We start from the raw sequence: 16790 nt of genomic DNA on the forward strand, positions 1-16790 counted from the left end.
AAATCAAAAAGTTAACAATATTTTTTCGTAATTTACTGATTTTCAAATAATTATTTTTTTGTTGTAACAAAAAAATTTCACAAAATGTAACACTTCATTACACTTTAAACAAAAAAAAACTTTATTTTATTAACCTAATAAAAAATGGGAAGATTAGCGTTTTCTTTCAGCCGCCACCTTCTCTAATTCACTATACCAATCGGCTCCAAATTTTCGAATCAAAGCTTCCTTTACAAACTTATAAACAGGCACCTGAAGCTCTTTTCCAAGAGTACAGGCATCATCACAAATTTGCCATTTATGATAATTAACGGCCGAAAATTCACTGTAGTCTTGGACACGCACTGGATAGAGATGACAGGATACTGGTTTTTTCCAGTTAATTTCCCCTTGATTATAAGCTTCTTCAATAGCGCATAGTGCCACATCATTTTCGTCAAATATAACATAGGCACAATCGGCTCCATTAATTAAAGGTGTTTCCAACTCACCTTCTTCAGAGGTTACAAACACACCCTGTTTTTCTATAGCGTCAATCCCTTCTTTGCGCAAAAAAGGCTTTACTTTTGGATAGATTTCTTCTAATATTTTTATTTCATCGGCTTCTAGCGGCGCTCCTGCATCACCATCAACACAGCAGGCTCCTTTACATGCTGAAAGATTACAAACAAAATCTTTATCAATAACATCTTCCGAAACAATGGTTTTTCCTAACTGAAACATAAATACGATTATAATAAGCTGCAAAAATAGCTAAACTTTAGCGTTATTTAATTAAGATAATACTTTATAATCTATACTTTTGCAAAAAATTAATACGTAAACCTATGCATCTCAATTTAAAAGAAATATTCACAGCTTTTATGGTGCTTTTCGCAGTAATAGATATTATTGGAAGCATCCCAATCATTATTGATTTACGTAAAAAGGTGGGACATATTCAAAGCGAAAAAGCCTCTATAATAGCTGGCGTCATATTAATCGTGTTCTTGTTCTTAGGAAAAAGCATCCTAAACCTTATAGGCATTGACGTTAACTCCTTTGCTGTTGCGGGTTCTTTTATCTTATTCTTTATTGCCCTAGAAATGATTTTGGGTATTACACTTTACAAACAAGAGGAACACACATCTGTAACGGCTTCGGTATTCCCCTTAGCCTTCCCTCTTATTGCTGGACCAGGAAGCTTAACCACCCTCCTTTCCCTTAGGGCAGAGTTTAGAACCGAAAACATTATCGTTGCGGTTATACTAAACGTTATCATTATATTTATTGTCCTTAAAACATCATCCAGAATAGAACGCTTTATTGGCCAAAACGGCATTAACATCATCCGTAAAGTATTTGGCGTTGTCTTACTAGCCATTGCCGTAAAGTTATTTGCACACAATATTAAAGCCTTATTTGAATTAACATAAAGACATTATGAGGATTTTTACGATCATACTCAGTTTCATAGCCATTGGACTTATTATTTTAAATGCTACCAAAATAGATTTAAGCCACCCTTTTGAAGGCGAAAGTATAATTGCCCTTATCACGATTGTTGCATCACTTTGCGCAATTTCCCTAATGGCAATTCTAAGAATATCGAAACGTATTGAACAAAAAACAAAAGAGAAAAACTAATGTTTGATGCTTTAATTATTGGTGGCGGTGCCGCCGGCATGTCTTGTGCCCTTGTATTAGGCTCGGCAAAAAATAAAGCTTTTGCCAAACAGAAGCGCATTGGTATAATCACCCATCAAAAAACGTCGCACTTGCAAACGGCGTTATTCAACAACGTTCTGGGTTTAACCCCTGGCACTACAGGGGCGTCTATTTTAAAAAGCGGCAAAAAACAACTAAAAGATTTATACCCTCATATTGAACAACTGGATAACGAAAAAGTTTTAGCACTATCAAAATCCAGTAATGGTTTTGAAATCACTACCAATAAAAACACTTACGTCTCTAGATTGATAGTTATTGCTGTTGGATACACCAATTTACTAACGATAAAAGGACTAGAAAAACACATAGAGCCACACCCAAGAGCCGCCATCGAAAAAGATCGCATCTGGCTAAAAAACACTAACCACATGATTGAGGAAAATCTCTATGTTGCAGGCACTTTGGCCGGCTGGCGCAGCCAGTTTGCTATTGCTTCGGGTAGTGGCGCACAAGTAGCGACCGACATTTTAACGCTTTGGAACGACGGAAAGCACACCAAGGTGCATGATAAGATTGACTAACTATTCATTTCCACTCAAGCCAATTACCTCTTCAATCATCATATCATTCTGATTGAAGACCTCTTCATAAGCGCCTTCTCCAAACAATTGATCGGCCAATGCCGCCTTAATATATTGTTTTACTTCGTTATGATATGCCACAAAGGTAATTTCGGTTTCGGTTCTTATATTTAAATAATCCTGGAAGGCAAATACCAAAGCGTCCTTCACCTCTATGGTATCAATAAAATCTTGTCGAGAAACCCCCTCATAAGCCTTTCTATCCTTTTCCAGCTCCTCAAAAACAAAATAGCTTATCCTACCCCTTAGATACGTAAGGAGCTCACTATGCATAGCACTGTCTAAAGGCACAAATACATCGGGGATAATTCCGCCACCGCCATACACAATTTTACCTTCTGGGGTTTTGAACTTCAACGAATCGGCCACCTCTATTTTTTCAGGATCTATAAGCTCACCACTTTTCAACCTGGTGTAATAATCGTCATAATAATCTTTATGACCATTTCTATAAGGACGTTGTATCGAGCGACCTGTAGGCGTATAATATCGGGACACGGTTAAACGCACAGCACTGCCATCGCCAAGATCCATTTCACGTTGCACAAGTCCCTTACCATACGAACGCCGACCAACAATAGTCCCTTTATCATTGTCTTGAAGTGCTCCCGCAACAATTTCACTTGCAGAGGCTGAGTTCTCATTAATCAATACATAAACGTTGCCATCTTCAAAAGCCCCTCTTTTGGTTGCAAAGCTTTTCTCTACTTGCCCACGCTTGTTTTTAGTAAACAAAATGAGCTTGTCCTTTTCAAGAAACTCATCAGCAATTTGCTCGGCTACACCCAAAAACCCACCGGGATTATCCCTAAGGTCCAACACCAACTCGGTCGCTCCTAACTTTTGTAATTTAGACAGGCCTTTCTTAAATTCTTTATAGGTAGATTCTGCAAACCTATTTATTTTTATGTAACCCAACTTTTCGGTAAGCATGTATACCGCATCAACACTTTTAATGGGAATATGGGAACGTTTAACAGTAAAGCTCAAAAGCCCCGGCTCTCCTTTCCTATAGACTTTTAAATTTACCTTGCTGTTAATAGGCCCTTTAAGTTTCCTAACCATGTTTTCATCATTCAGGTGTTTCCCGTACAAGGTATCCGAATCGGCCATAATAATCCTATCGCCTCCCTTAATACCTGCTTTTTCACTAGGCCCTCCTTTAATTGCCCTAATAACAGCAATGGAGTCTTTATACGGATAAAAGCTCACGCCTATACCTACAAAGTCCCCTTTCATATTCTCGGCAACGCGTTCCATATCTTCTTTAGGAATGTATATGGAATGGGGATCCAAATTCTCCAAAATTCCATTAACGGTTACATCTACAATACTATCTGTATTTACTTCATCTACATATTCGTAGTCAATATAATCTATAAGCCTGTTAAGCTTATCTTTCTTACTATTTGTAGAAAACAGCCTGTCGGGCGCATCCGTAAAGTTTAATTTTCCGCCAACAAAGATTCCAGCCGCAATAGCAACGCCAATAATAAACGGAATATATTTCTTTTGAAATTGCATTACACTTTCGGATCTTCAATTAATTTAAGTTCTATACCGGCTTTCTCTAAAAAACGCAAACCAGACTCATCCTTATAAGGCTGATTATAAACCACCCTTACAATACCTGCTTGGTGGATTAGCTTACTACACTCCTTACAAGGCGACATGGTTATATAGAGTGTTGCCCCCTTGCACGACTGCGTAGACGAAGCTACCTTTAAAATAGCATTTGCTTCGGCATGCAAGACATACCATTTGGTGTAGCCTTCATCATCTTCACAAAAATTCTCAAATCCAGACGGCGTCCCATTATACCCATCAGAAATTATCATTCTATCTTTAACAATAATAGCCCCAACTTGTCTTCTATTACAATAAGACAGTTTACCCCATTCTTGGGCAATCCTTAAATAAGCTTTATCGTACTTAAGCTGTTTATTTTTTGGCATGAATTTATTCTATAATTTAGGTCGTATGTTTCGTCTTTACATTTCGGCACAATAACTTTCCCCTATCTCTTTATTAAGACACAAAAAGGATGCCGTTTCATATCTTCAAGTAGAAACAATATAACGAAAATACTTGGTTCGCATTTTAATTGCAACGCAAGTTCGTTAAAGTTTTATGAAAGTTTCATAAGGAAACCAAAAACCAAGAGCCTGTTTTAATTTTATCTTTCGGTTTTGTTACGTCCCTTTTCCGCTACTTTTCGTTATAAAATTCCTCATTTAGCACTGCTAAACTCCTATTTTAGAGCCTTAATTGGCAAAAAAAATGAACTATGACTAATTTCAAAAAAAATTAAACAGTCTCTAAGATAAAAAATCGCTGTGCAACAACATTGGTATTACCAATCCTACCACGATGGCCGATATGACCATGATCCAGTCACGCTTAGAAAACCTGAATATTGTTTGAATTAAATACCCTAAGAACAACACTATAAAAACAATAATTATTTGAGCAATCTCAATCCCCAGTGCAAACTCAAGTAACAAGACTATTTTACTATCTGAATCGCCTAACAACATCTGAAACTCCCTGGCAAAACCCAATCCGTGGATTATCCCAAAAAACAAAGTGGAAAAAAACAATATTCCCACACGTTCCTTTTGCGCCCCCTTGCCCGCCGTAAACACATTAAAAAGCGCCACTACTAAGATAGTAACAGGAATTAAAAACTCTACCAACTGCCCATCGACACTTACAACTTGGTAAGCTGCTAAAACCAATGACAAAGTATGTCCTAGTGTAAATACCGACACCAACAACAACACACGCTTCCAATCCCTAAACAAATAAGGAATCGTTAAAACGATTAGGAACAGCACATGATCGTAGGCATTGATATCCAACACATGATTAATACCGTACTCTACATTAAACCAAAAGTTTTCTAACATAATATTAAAGATTTTGAGGTCGCCCAAAGATACAATTAATTAGATTCTTTTAAAGTCCTTAAAAATCTAAAAAAATCACCATCAGCACAAAATTCTTTTCATTTTTAGTTTAAAACAAAAAGTCAGGACGACTTCTCTAAAAAAAATAAACTATTAGTATATCTTTGTATAGCAACATTAGAAAACAATACCACATGACTATTAAACGCTTAAGCATTTTATGCTTATTTTTTATTATACTTTCCTGTAAAAAAACCACTGATAACAATCAAGCTTCTGCCGAAATAGAAATTATTGACGAAGAAATTACCGAAAGTGAAATTTCCAAACTCAATTATACCGAATTTACCTTAGACTCTAAAACACAAACAGCTATTAAAAGCTGGACAGAATACTACCAATTACAAGATCATATAACGAACATAAAAAAAGGCGACTTAAGTTTTTTTAACGATAATGAATCCATTGAAAGTTTTTTAAAAAAGTTTAAGGAAACCATACCTGCTAAAGTAGACACACCTGCTATTTTAGCCAGAATAACAGCTTTTGAAACCAAACTCTATAAATTACAAAGCTTATCTAACTTAAACACCACTAAAAAGCCTGAACTCCTTAAAACCATTAAAGAGTTTTTAGAGGCTTTCTCCAATCTTAACTTACAAATGAACAAAAAACTTGAAATAGATAGCCACAACATACAAAAACCATAAAGAACTCATCTTGACTTTTTTGATTGAAGTGAAAATTAGCTATTTTTGAGCTTAATGGAAGGCATTTTTAAGTTGCATAGCAGGGCTATGGAATGAGAAAATGACAAAAAGCAGGCTCAAAAGAGCAATTTTTTAACCAATTGAAAAAAGTCAAGATGAGTTCAAACTTAAACATATAAGAGCCGGTACCTCTTAAAGGATTCCGGCTCTTAATTTTTATAGTACAACCTCTTATTTTGATCAATTTTTAGGTTGGGCCTCTTGTGCTTGAAGTGCCTGTTTCTGTCTTAGCAATTCTGTTTTTGTTAATTGAATTAAATTAAAATTTGGCGCCATTTTAAGCGTCGCATCCAAAATATCGACAGCAGCATCAATATTCGCCTTTGTATCTTTATTATAAACAGACAGTGCATTTAAATAATTAAACGCGGCTTTTAAGGAAACCTGATATGGTGTTTGCGTTTCATAAAATGCTTTTGTCATATCGTCTTTAGCATTTGCCAAACCATAGGTAATATGCTTATCGGCTTCCGCAAATTGTTGTGTCTGTAAATTCAATTCAGCCAACTCATAAGCAATTAATGCATTGGCATTTCTTTTAAACATTTCTTCAAAAAACCCTATCGCCAACTTTGGTTGTTTAACCGCTTTTAAGGAAACTGCTTTAACCTCAACAGCAATATCGGAATCTGTCGTACTTTTTTCCACTCCAATTGTATTTAAGGCCTGCATGTATTTCCCTTCGCTCATATAAATATAAGCCAATGTATCCTTTCTGGCTTGGGATGGTGACAACACATTTAAATGCGTCATTGCATTAATGATGCCCTGAACATCTCCTTGCACCTTCATTTGCTTATAATAAGCTTCATAATGCTTTACTAAATCTGAATTATTTTGCGCATTTAACTGAACAGCCCCTGCTAATAACAAAATCAATACCACTAATCGTTTCATCTTTTCTATAAATTATAATTTTGAGTTGCTAAAACTAAAAAAAATTAACATTTAAACTCTTAAAAGAATGCTAATTATTCATGTTTATTAAATAATAATGAAATTTTAAATCCACACTACTATCAAATTAGCATCGACTACTTCTAATTGTTGAGTTCCTAGAACCAATACCCTTTTCCAAATTAAAGAATTGAAAATGACATAAACTGTACTCATATATCATCTCGGGCACATTTAAAAAGCGAGACACAACAAGACTTTTACATTTCCAACAAACACCCTTATATCCATTTGACAATTAATGTTTTACCATCAACTTTCCGTCTAACTCATTTTTAAAGGATTAAAAGCATTCCTGAAAAATCTAAACTATAATTAGTATAAGTTCAAAAAAAGCCTTAAAATAGTGTATTAGAAACACCTATTTTTAGGTTAGCTTATAAAAAATAAGTACCTTTAATAGCATTAATTTATTATTGATTATGGGAATAAAAAGTTTTCAAGGCGCTAGAAGACAGCAGGCCAATACAGCAGATACTACACCTTTTAAAGTAAGCGACTATATGAGCACCGATTTGATTACCTTTTCTCCGGACCAATCAATTGAAAGCGTAATAGAGACACTTATTAAAAACAAAATATCCGGTGGCCCAGTAGTTAATGATAAAGACGAATTGGTTGGCATCATATCGGAAGGTGACTGTATAAAACAAATAAGTGAAAGTCGTTACTACAATATGCCAATGCAAGATAAGACAATAGAAAAGCACATGGCTACTAATGTAGAAACCATTGATGGCAATATGAACATTTTTGATGCAGCCAACAAATTTTTACAAGCAAAACGTCGTCGTTTCCCTATTGTAGAACATGGCAAGTTAGTAGGCTTAATAAGCCAGAAAGACATTCTTAAAGCAGCTATGGAACTCAAAGGGCAAAACTGGTGGAAATAATGATCTAGCGCTTCATTTCGTCCGAAATTATCTTTGCTTGTGGAAGATCTGTTAGTATCAACTTTTGTGAAGGACCGCTTTCTAGAGCCGCTATTTTCGAATAGCTTAAGTTCTCCATGGGCGCTTTCAAGGTTTTCCATTTAGCAATACCTCCAACCGTTATTATTTCGCCTACTTCTAAAATCCTTTCGGTATATCGCAAGGTTTTATTAAATCCAAAAAAGTTTGTACTCTCAACACCATAATACTCCAGTACTTTTTGAAACTCTGGAGTGGGATCGTTAAAGAATCCCGAAGACACCCTTTTATCTTCAACAAAATAGGCATCATAATTTTTAGGCATTTTAGTTGGCTTAACCATAACAACCTCTCCTTGCTGCTCTATAAAAAAGTCTTGTATATTTTCTTGAGAAACAATAGTCTTCCAATACGAACTTTTACCCGAGCTTTTCTTCTGAGCAATTTTTATAGTATATGCAACACACGCCCGCTTGCTTAACGGCGTAACAAAGGGTTCATGAGCATGCAAGACTTTGCCCGTTAATTTTGTTAGCTCATTGGTTCTAAATTGAAGAATCTTCTTGGGTTTAAACTTAGACAACCGCCTTAACACTCTTTGTTTTCTGTTAAAATAATAAGCACTGGCCATTAACAAAACAACTATAGCAATCATAATTGAGACAACAAGACCTTTGGATTCCAGCATTAAGATCATATAAATTGGTTTGTATATAAGTTAATTTATTTCTCTAAATGTTACATTTTACGACTCTCTTTTTACCAATGCAAAATAATCTCCCTCCAAAGGCAAATACCCTTGATCGTACACAAAATAATATACGGTACCCGCTTTTGTGGTATATATACTTGTAAAGTAATTAAAATCGAAGCCCTTTTCTATAAGTTTAGCACGCGATGTTTTTGTTTTTTGTTCGGGGTTGAGTGCCTCTAAAATCCTGTAATTTTTACGAAGTCTGTTGTTTGTATTCCGTATTAAGTTTTTACTATCCTTGTTCACCCTATTATTATAGGTATTTCTACAAGCATCATCACAAAATTTCTTATCGATTCTACCAACCAGGTTGCTTCCACATTCCAAGCATTGTTTCGTCATAATTATTGATTTTCTATTTTATACCATCGTAATTGAAGTTGTTCCTTTTCATAGAAAAAATCTTCTATATACAATAAACCTAATTTAAGAAGCACCCTATGTGATGCTTGATTTCCTTTTTCTGTAATACCATAAACGGTTTTCAAGCGCATTGTATTAAATGCATACTCCAAAGCTGCTTTACCCGACTCTGTCGCATAGCCCTTTCCCCAATATCTAGGTATTAACCGATAACCTATATCATAAAAATTAGAAACATTGTTTAAGGTTTCTTCCGTATTTAATTTTAAGCCCGACCAACCTATAAAATCGCCTGAAGATTTTTCAATTACTGACCACCTTCCAATACCCCGGACTTCATATTGTTCTAAAACTCCATCGATTATTTTCTTCGATTCCCCAATAGATTTTACAGGTTTATTCCCTAGGTATCTATGAACTATAGGATTTGAATCCAGCTCAAACATGCCTTCTAAATCTGTCGGCAGCATGCTTCTTAAAATTAACCGTTCTGTTTCTATAAAAAATTTCATATGGAAATCTTATTACTTTTACTTATTGGTTTAAAATCGAAATGTAAGCCTTCCAAGGACCTACTTCTCCTTTATACTGCTTAGCCATAGTTCTTGCAATTTGTGCTATGTGTGCCAAATCGTGGGTTACCCATGTAGCCAATAATTGTTTTAGGGTAACTTCTCCCAATTCTGGGTGCAATCCTTTTAACCCCAGTTGCTCATCAGATACATTTAAAGCCCTAAAGTACTCTAAGTTTTTAATTCGCAATTCTGTAAACATGTCCAACAATTGAATAAGTGTTTTCCCCTTTGAACTTTCAAACTGTGCAAAACGATCGAAAGGCTCAAATCTTTTGTCAATATTATCCCCTAAAATGATATTAATCCGTTCTATCCAATCTGTCTTTTCTCCATGAATAAGATGTCCTACCACATCAAATGGACTCCAAGTCTCTTCCCCTTCATTACTGTAAACCCATACATCAGACAACCCTGTAAGCAATGTCTTTAAAACATAAGGGGTTCGCTCCAAAATTTCTAACGCTTTTTCTGTTGTATATTCCATTAAAACTTTATTTACCAATTACCAGCATAATTTAGATCGTGGGCACTATTTGTATTTAAAAATTTGTATTGAAGACTCAAAATTTGTCGCATGTGCAAATAATCGTGAGCTAACCAGTTATCCAAAAACAGTTTAGCAGACATAACCCCAAGTTTTGGATGCCTTATACTTTGTTCCCAATTGGTATTAAGCTCTCCTTGTAACCAAGCAATGGATTTTTCACGCTCTTGTAAAAAAGCATCCACAACCATATTATAGTCCTTAGACATATAATCGCGATCTAAAACCCAAGCTTCCGGACTAATGGAAGGCATTTCATAATCTGGCTTTTCAAATATATACTTTATACGTGCTCTAAAATCTTCACGTTCTTCATCCAATAAATGGCATGCTATTTCCAACAAACACCATTTTTTAGTATCTGGTCGCCAGAGATAAACTTCTTTTGGCTTAGGCAACAGTAAGCCTTTAAAAATAAGCTTATTTGCCTCTAATTGATTGATTATAGCATTAATGGTCATAGCTCACAAATAACTGATTGCCAATATACAAGGCAGCTATATACAATATGGGACAAGCATCTTCTTTTTTTTAAGATTAAACATTAATTCCTCAACTTTTTAAGGAAAGACTTCGCTAAATTTATGGTAACCGCCGTAAGCACAACTCCTGAGAATATCGCAATTAAATCAGCGCTATCTTCACTTAAATATCTGTCTGCGCCAAAGTATTCTATTATCCATGTAGATATTAAAGTATAAAATGAAAACAATGCTACAAATACGAATATTTTCAGAATGATGTTAAATAAGTTTTCTACAAAGTCTTTCACAGTTCTAAAGGTAAGGAATATTATCCGTTTACAAACGTTTGCAAAACATTAAGAAAATAACAACTATAGGCAAAGGGAAAGTAGTTACCCTAAAAATGTCTTCTAGCCCATTAAGCTAGTAAACTCCTTATCGTCGCATATGATTATATGGTCTAGCAGTTCTATGTTCAGAACTTCAGCTCCTCTCTTTATCTTCTCCGTAATTTCCCTATCCGCTTCACTAGGAGCTGTATTCCCCGATGGGTGGTTGTGACAAAGTATTATCCTTTTACATTTCTTGGCTACCGCAAAGTTAAACACTTCTACAGGATCAATATTGTTTTGGTTCAATATACCTATTGTAAGCAGTTCTATATATTCAATATCGTTCTTGACGCTAAGTCCAATCGTCCAGAAGTATTCCTTTTTCCTATGCAGTTTGTTCTGTCTCAGAAGTATCTTGCGCATGATACGGGCAATGTCCCGTGAATCCTCTATTCGTGTGCTTTCGTTTTTGGGAATACGTACGTTCATTAGATTTTGGTTTTACCAAATATAAGATTATTCTGAATAAATCTAAAAAGAATCATCCAGTAATGAAAGGTTAGCCTATTAAATTATCATTGAAATTTACCACTTGCTTATATAGCTGCCTATACAGGGAACTATATACAACATTACACCGATATATAGCTTCCCTTAATTTTAAAAATTAGCAATTATATAAAATTAAGGAAATGAAAGCAATAAAAAATAAAAGAGCAAAAGCCTTTATAGAAGAAGTTATAGAAGTTTCAAAAAAACATGGTCTTAGTTTAGGGCATGAAGATATTGGAGGTGGATTTATTGTAACAAATTATAAAAACGAGAATATTGAATGGCTTAAAGATTATATTTTAAGAGTTAGTTAACCTATTTGATAAATCTTCAAGCATATCAATCATAGTTAAAAGAAATCCATAATCACATTCCATAATTTCATTGTGAATGGTTTCATGCCCATACCTCCACTTCACAAAAGTATTTGAATGAAAATCTAATTTTTCATCAAACCATGCTTTGAACTTTTCAAATGGAGTTTCACTTTGAGAAATATTCTTAAATGGAGTTTTAATAAAGTACGAAGTTAAAATCTGAAACTTTGTTTCATTTTTCAATTTGTCATATAGTATCCTTAATTCATGTTTTCTTATTGTTTTCCCTTGTTTTGAAAGCACATATTTAAAAAATAATTCTAAAGAAAAAGACAAGTTAACCACAACTGAAAACATCAACATTTCATAGTTATTTTCGTCAATATCTCTTTCTTCAAGACATCTTAACCCAGCTTTTTTAAAACTTTTAGCATTAGCCAATAATAATTTATTCATAACTATACTTTATTTACACCATATATTTGTATTTTGTATAAATAACTACTATACTTGTATATGTTTAACAAAGAAGTAAAATCAGTTTTAGACTTAATCAAGGCTTTCCCCACAGAGCAGGATTGTATTGACCATTTAGAAATACTACGTTGGAACGGTAATGTTATAAGCCCTTTTGATTCTACTTCTAAAGTTTATAAATGTAAGAATAACCGTTACAAGTGCAAAAACACAGGAAAGTATTTTAACGTTAAGACCAATACTATTTTTGATAATACTAAAATGGAGCTTCAAAAGTGGTTCTTAGCTATTTGGATTGTTACTTCTCACAAAAAAGGTATTTCTAGTCTGCAATTAAGCAGAGACTTAGGAATAACACAAAAAAGCGCATGGTTTATGCTTCAACGCATTAGAAACTGTTTTGGGTTGGACGATAACTAACAATTAGAGGGCGAAGTTGAAATGGATGAGACTTATGTAGGTGGCAAAAACGAAAACAGAAGTATCTCAATCAGACACGATAAATCAGAGGGAACATTAGAGCGATATAAAAAATCGACTGTATTCGGTATGGTCAAGAGAGAAGGTGAAGTAAGGGCTAAACACGTTCAAAACGCTTCTGAACTATCTTTAATCCCTGTTATATATGAGAATGTAAATGTGGAAACTAAAGTCTATACAGACCAACATAAAAGCTATTCTAAACTAAAAAGAGTTTATGACCATAAAATCGTTAAACATAGCAAAGGACAATATGTAAAAGGACGAGTAAGCACAAACACTATCGAAAGTTTTTGGGCAATATTGAAGCGTGGTATTTATGGAATATGCCTTTTTACTTCCAAAAAACATTTACAGTTATATGTAGACGAATTTGTCTTTAGATATAACACTAGAAAAGGAACTGAAAACTAAAGATTTAATTTACTTTTGTGTAACATTGAGAATAGAATAACTTATAAACAGTTAATCGATGCATAGTTTAGAAAATACAAATTTCATGTTTTATACTTCGGATAATGGAACAACCAATATCCAAGTAATTTTAGATGATAAGAATGAAACAGTTTGGGTGTCTCAAAATAGCATGGCAGAAATTTTTGATACTACTAAGCAAACGATAAGCTACCATATAAATAATATTTATAAAGAAGGAGAATTAAATAAATTTTCAACTGTCAAAGAAATTTTGACAGTTCAAAAAGAGGGTAACAGAAATGTTCAGAGAAATATAGAATTTTATAACCTAGACGCAATAATTTCTGTTGGATATAGAGTTAGTTCTCAAAAAGCCACAATGTTTAGAATTTGGGCAAATAGTGTATTGAAAAACTATTTAGTTAAAGGGTTTGCTATTGATGACGATAGATTAAAACAAGGTAAAAACCTTTTTGATAAAGATTACTTCGATGAATTAATAGAGATTGTTCGTGAAATACGGGCTTCTGAAAGAAGGTTTTATCAAAAAGTTACTGACCTATACGCTACTGCTATTGATTATAATCCTAAAGCAGAAATAACTAGATTGTTTTTTGCTACTGTTCAAAATAAATTAGAATTTGCTATCACTCATCATACAGCTTCCGAAATCATAAAGTTAAGAGCAAACTCAAAAATGCCCAATATGGGGCTGACTAGTTGGAAAAATGAAAAAAAAGGCGGTAAAATTTTAAAATCAGATGTTAGTGTTGCTAAAAATTACTTAAAAAAAGAAGAGATTAGCGAATTAAATACATTAGTCAATATGTACTTAGATTTTGCCGAATTACAAGCTAAAAGAGGTGTAACAATGACCATGGAAGATTGGGCAAATAAATTAGATTCTTTTTTAAGTTTTAATGAATATGACTTACTTAAAGACGCTGGCAGAATGCGAAAGGAGGTAGCAAAGAAATTTGCTGAAAAAGAATATGAAAAGTTTAGGGTTATACAGGATAGAGAGTATAAATCTGATTTTGATAGAATGGTAGAAGGCGTTAAAAAAGGAAATATACCCAAAGAAAAAGAAATCAAAATTGAAGAACCTTTATCAGATTTCAACAAAAAACTAAAACAAGGCTTGAACTTTAACCCTAAAGAAGAAAAGCCTATATCAGCTTTGAGTTTAAAGAGTCTTAAAAAGAAAAGGGATAACAAAGACTAATTACGATCAGTTTTTGAAATCAAGGTTAGAATTATAAATATTACGGAACAACCTAAAGCTGTAAACCAGAACATCCACCCAAGAACTAAGCTTGTTAAAGCTCTTATGTAGATGTTTTTTAGGTATTCCATAAAATAAAAGTACAAACAAATATTGATGTTAGGTAAATTAATATTTGTTTAATACGCTCATTGAAAGGCAAGAATTTAATTTGACTTAGGTCGGTAAGAACTCATGTTTATGTGGTTCTGAATTAGTAGAACCCAAACATGGATTAGACAACTTGCATACTTCAAAAAAAGCACTATTTCCAAGTGCGAAAACAAACTTTGCTTACTGGTGTAAACTGATATATAATTCCCAATATACAACATTATTTATTCGTTTACAAACGACTACAAACATTTACAAACGATATTAAATGAGTAGCACCCGATTAAGAACAAAAAGCCTTTTCATATTTGCCATGTCGAAACATAAGAACTCGATAGTATTAACTGTTTAACATTAAAATAAAACATTATGAACACGCTTAGAAACAAAGTACAGTTGATTGGTAACTTAGGAAATGATCCAGAAATCATCAATCTTGAATCGGGAAAAATGCTGGCTAAATTTACAATTGCCACAAACGAGCATTACAAAAATGCGAAAGGTGAAAAAATCACCGAAACGCAATGGCATAACATTATAGCTTGGGGAAAAACAGCTGAAATCATTGAAAAATATGTTTCTAAAGGTAAAGAAGTAGCCATTGAAGGGAAATTAACATCGCGAAGTTATGACGACCAAAACGGTAACAAACGCTATATTACAGAAGTTGTCTGCAATGAACTTTTGATGCTAGGGAAATAATCCTATATAAAAGCAGGCTCCTTTTAAAGTGAGCCTGCTTTTTTATGTATTATCAATATTATAATACCCTCCGCTATTTTCCTTTCGCAGTAAAGACTGGTTAATAATAAGGTGCGCTACATTAACCATGTTCCGTAATTCACATAATGACGTTGTTATTTTAGACTCCCTATATAAATCCTCAACTTCGTTATAAATTAAATCCAACCGCTTTCTAGCTTTTTTTAAACGGCTATTACTCCTAACAATTCCGACATAATTACGCATTAAAGCTTGCAGTTCTTTAAGATTGTGCTGAATTAAGATATGTTCTTTGGGGATAACGGTTCCTTCGTCGTTCCAATCTGGAATAGCTACCTGTTTAAACTCAGGCTCTTGTTTACAATGGTACTCAAAAATACTATGTGCATACACTAAAGCTTCTAACAGCGAATTTGAAGCCAATCGGTTTGCACCATGCAAGCCCGTTCTAGAACACTCCCCACAAGCAAACAAATTGTTAATGGAGGTTTTTCCTTCTTTATTTACTTCTACACCGCCACACAGATAATGGGATGCAGGAACAACTGGAATCCATTGGGTCGCTATATCGATATGTTTTTCTTTACATTTATTGTAAATATTTGGAAAATGCGCTTTAAATGCGTCTACATCTAAATGGGTGCAGTCTAAAAAAACATGCGTATCACCTGTTTTCTTAAATTCGTTGTCTATACATTGCGACACGATATCTCTGGAAGCAAGCTCAGCTCGTTCGTCATAATCCAACATAAAGCGATGTCCTTCCTTATTTCTGAGATAGGCTCCAAACCCCCTAACAGCTTCTGAAATTAAAAAAGAGGATTCGCCTTCGGGCTCATACAAAGCTGTGGGGTGAAACTGCACAAATTCCATATCTTTTACAAGAGCCTTGGCTCTGTATGCCATTGCCACACCATCTCCTGTAGCAATAACCGGATTTGTTGTATGCCCATAAACACGTCCTATCCCTCCAGACGCCAATAATGTTTCGTCTGCTTTAACTGTAAAAATACGTCCTTGCTTTTGATCTAGCACGTATGCACCATAACAAGCATCGTTATCTCCATTAACACCAACTAAATGGTGATTGGTTATTAAATCAATGGCAAAGTGGTGCGGTAAAATTTGAATATTTTCTAACTGGTGGGCTCTTTGCAGTAACGCCCTTTCAATTTCACGCCCTGTAATATCTTTGTAATGAACTACGCGATGTTCTGAATGCCCCCCTTCTTTACCAAGATCGAGTTGACCTGTTTTGGCTATATCAAAATTAGCCCCCCAATACATCAATTCCTTTAGTCGTTGTGGCCCTTCTTTCACTACCATTTCAACAACCTCCTTGTTACAAAGCCCATCACCTGCAACTAAGGTATCGTGAATATGCTTTTCAAACGAATCCTTTTCAGCATCCAAAACAACAGCTACACCCCCTTGAGCATATTTAGTATTCGATTCGTCCTCGTTCGCCTTGGTAACAATAACAACCTTTCTTTCTGGAAATCTTTCCGCTATTTTTACCGAAAAGGTTAAGCCTGCGATCCCCGAACCAATAACTAAATAATTTGTTGAAACCATA

Annotated in this window: 21 protein-coding genes and 1 pseudogene; 9 read left to right on the forward strand and 13 right to left on the reverse strand. The window is 34.4% G+C overall.

The genetic code is table 11. From position 1 onward, the window contains the following. Positions 1–153 precede the first annotated feature (153 nt). The gene (locus tag JF259_RS01450; protein WP_199112465.1) at positions 154–723 is read right to left on the reverse strand and encodes a DUF3109 family protein; all 570 of its coding nucleotides are present in this window, start codon (positions 721–723) and stop codon (positions 154–156) included. Positions 724–827: 104 nt separating this feature from the next. On the opposite strand from JF259_RS01450, the gene JF259_RS01455 reads away from it, so the two are divergent. The 3 genes from JF259_RS01455 to JF259_RS01465 are packed head-to-tail and all read left to right on the forward strand — an operon-like array spanning position 828 to position 2231. Further along, the gene (locus tag JF259_RS01455; protein ID WP_199112467.1) at positions 828–1415 is read left to right on the forward strand and encodes a MarC family protein; all 588 of its coding nucleotides are present in this window, start codon (positions 828–830) and stop codon (positions 1413–1415) included. 7 nt (positions 1416–1422) lie between these two features. Next, positions 1423–1626, forward strand: coding sequence for a hypothetical protein (locus JF259_RS01460; RefSeq protein WP_199112468.1), 204 nt, complete (start codon positions 1423–1425; stop codon positions 1624–1626). Next, positions 1626–2231: an FAD-dependent oxidoreductase gene (locus JF259_RS01465; protein WP_199112470.1), complete on the forward strand. Its 606-nt coding sequence runs from the start codon at positions 1626–1628 to the stop codon at positions 2229–2231. The genes JF259_RS01460 and JF259_RS01465 overlap by 1 nt, the downstream gene beginning before the upstream one ends. Here JF259_RS01465 and JF259_RS01470 read toward each other — a convergent pair whose 3' ends face one another. The 3 genes from JF259_RS01470 to JF259_RS01480 form a co-directional block, all read right to left on the reverse strand. Continuing rightward, complete coding sequence (locus JF259_RS01470; RefSeq protein ID WP_199112472.1) at positions 2232–3815, reverse strand: S41 family peptidase; 1584 nt, start codon at positions 3813–3815, stop codon at positions 2232–2234. It lies immediately after the preceding gene. Next, positions 3815–4246, reverse strand: coding sequence for a deoxycytidylate deaminase (locus JF259_RS01475; RefSeq protein ID WP_199112474.1), 432 nt, complete (start codon positions 4244–4246; stop codon positions 3815–3817). Before JF259_RS01475 ends, JF259_RS01470 begins: the two co-directional genes overlap by 1 nt. 363 nt (positions 4247–4609) lie before the next feature. Beyond that, entirely contained in the window at positions 4610–5200 is a 591-nt protein-coding gene (locus tag JF259_RS01480; protein WP_199112476.1) for a HupE/UreJ family protein, read from the reverse strand. A 194-nt stretch (positions 5201–5394) separates the two neighbouring features. On the opposite strand from JF259_RS01480, the gene JF259_RS01485 reads away from it, so the two are divergent. Then, a complete protein-coding gene (locus JF259_RS01485) occupies positions 5395–5910 on the forward strand; it encodes a hypothetical protein (RefSeq protein WP_199112478.1) in 516 nt (171 codons plus the stop codon). A gap of 240 nt (positions 5911–6150) precedes the next feature. On the opposite strand, the gene JF259_RS01490 is transcribed toward JF259_RS01485, so the two are convergent. Further along, the gene (locus JF259_RS01490; protein ID WP_199112480.1) at positions 6151–6867 is read right to left on the reverse strand and encodes a hypothetical protein; all 717 of its coding nucleotides are present in this window, start codon (positions 6865–6867) and stop codon (positions 6151–6153) included. Positions 6868–7349: 482 nt separating this feature from the next. Between JF259_RS01490 and JF259_RS01495 the strand changes: the two genes are divergently transcribed. Further along, the gene (locus JF259_RS01495) at positions 7350–7820 is read left to right on the forward strand and encodes a CBS domain-containing protein (protein WP_199112482.1); all 471 of its coding nucleotides are present in this window, start codon (positions 7350–7352) and stop codon (positions 7818–7820) included. Positions 7821–7824: 4 nt separating this feature from the next. Here the strand turns inward: JF259_RS01495 and JF259_RS01500 are convergent, their stop codons facing one another. The 6 genes from JF259_RS01500 to JF259_RS01525 all read right to left on the reverse strand — a co-directional run bounded on the left by JF259_RS01500 (position 7825) and on the right by JF259_RS01525 (position 11359). Continuing rightward, positions 7825–8535 (reverse strand): hypothetical protein, encoded by a 711-nt coding sequence (locus tag JF259_RS01500; protein ID WP_199112484.1) that lies wholly within the window; start codon positions 8533–8535, stop codon positions 7825–7827. Positions 8536–8583: 48 nt separating this feature from the next. Then, positions 8584–8934 carry a hypothetical protein gene (locus JF259_RS01505; protein WP_199112486.1) on the reverse strand — a complete coding sequence of 117 codons (351 nt, stop codon included), beginning with the start codon at positions 8932–8934 and terminating at the stop codon, positions 8584–8586. 2 nt (positions 8935–8936) lie between these two features. After that, positions 8937–9467 carry a GNAT family N-acetyltransferase gene (locus JF259_RS01510; RefSeq protein WP_199112488.1) on the reverse strand — a complete coding sequence of 177 codons (531 nt, stop codon included), beginning with the start codon at positions 9465–9467 and terminating at the stop codon, positions 8937–8939. A gap of 22 nt (positions 9468–9489) precedes the next feature. Next, positions 9490–10014: a DinB family protein gene (locus JF259_RS01515; RefSeq protein WP_199112490.1), complete on the reverse strand. Its 525-nt coding sequence runs from the start codon at positions 10012–10014 to the stop codon at positions 9490–9492. Positions 10015–10025: 11 nt separating this feature from the next. Next, entirely contained in the window at positions 10026–10535 is a 510-nt protein-coding gene (locus JF259_RS01520; protein ID WP_199112492.1) for a DinB family protein, read from the reverse strand. Positions 10536–10948: 413 nt separating this feature from the next. Continuing rightward, entirely contained in the window at positions 10949–11359 is a 411-nt protein-coding gene (locus JF259_RS01525; RefSeq protein ID WP_199112494.1) for a JAB domain-containing protein, read from the reverse strand. Between the two features lie 203 nt (positions 11360–11562). On the opposite strand from JF259_RS01525, the gene JF259_RS01530 reads away from it, so the two are divergent. Next, the gene (locus JF259_RS01530) at positions 11563–11736 is read left to right on the forward strand and encodes a hypothetical protein (protein WP_199112496.1); all 174 of its coding nucleotides are present in this window, start codon (positions 11563–11565) and stop codon (positions 11734–11736) included. Here the strand turns inward: JF259_RS01530 and JF259_RS01535 are convergent. Continuing rightward, complete coding sequence (locus JF259_RS01535; protein WP_199112498.1) at positions 11722–12195, reverse strand: hypothetical protein; 474 nt, start codon at positions 12193–12195, stop codon at positions 11722–11724. The two genes, JF259_RS01530 and JF259_RS01535, sit on opposite strands and share 15 nt — an antisense overlap. A 60-nt stretch (positions 12196–12255) precedes the next feature. Here JF259_RS01535 and JF259_RS17580 point away from each other — a divergent pair. The 3 genes and pseudogenes from JF259_RS17580 to JF259_RS01555 all read left to right on the forward strand — a co-directional run. Then, a pseudogene (locus JF259_RS17580) lies at positions 12256–13107 on the forward strand (IS1595 family transposase); the annotation flags it as partial. Positions 13108–13168: 61 nt separating this feature from the next. After that, entirely contained in the window at positions 13169–14338 is a 1170-nt protein-coding gene (locus JF259_RS01550; protein WP_199112510.1) for a virulence RhuM family protein, read from the forward strand. A 522-nt stretch (positions 14339–14860) separates the two neighbouring features. Continuing rightward, a complete protein-coding gene (locus tag JF259_RS01555; protein ID WP_199112512.1) occupies positions 14861–15193 on the forward strand; it encodes a single-stranded DNA-binding protein in 333 nt (110 codons plus the stop codon). Positions 15194–15235: 42 nt separating this feature from the next. Here JF259_RS01555 and nadB read toward each other — a convergent pair whose 3' ends face one another. Then, positions 15236–16789: an L-aspartate oxidase gene (gene nadB / locus JF259_RS01560; protein ID WP_199112514.1), complete on the reverse strand. Its 1554-nt coding sequence runs from the start codon at positions 16787–16789 to the stop codon at positions 15236–15238. Position 16790: the final 1 nt, after the last annotated feature.

It is taken from the genome of Snuella sedimenti, assembly GCF_016428595.1.
Lineage (GTDB): Bacteria > Bacteroidota > Bacteroidia > Flavobacteriales > Flavobacteriaceae > Snuella > Snuella sedimenti.